Source organism: Virgibacillus sp. 7505 (assembly GCF_002272135.1).
Taxonomy (GTDB): domain Bacteria; phylum Bacillota; class Bacilli; order Bacillales; family Amphibacillaceae; genus Terribacillus.
Genome location: NZ_NPBF01000510.1, coordinates 1 through 206 on the forward strand (window position 1 = coordinate 1; position 206 = coordinate 206).

General features: G+C 47.6%; 1 protein-coding gene. It reads left to right on the top strand.

Annotated elements, in window-relative coordinates:
• Window positions 1-206 (top strand): metallophosphoesterase family protein (locus CHH91_RS20850; RefSeq protein WP_176465921.1); only part of this gene is annotated, 206 nt, incomplete at both ends.

Sequence of the window (206 nt, forward strand, 5' to 3'; positions counted from 1 at the left end):
CCATGCAACAATTGTTGCTACGCACCGTTACTTGCAAGTGAATGGCAAACGCTCTGAGGATGGAGACAAACTGTTTAATGAATTAATTAAGCCAAACCCTTCCATTCAGCTTGTCCTGAGCGGGCACTACCACGGCACGGCTCAGCGGTTTGACCGTATTGATGACGATGGCGACGGTGTAAATGAACGGACTGTTGTTCAGATTT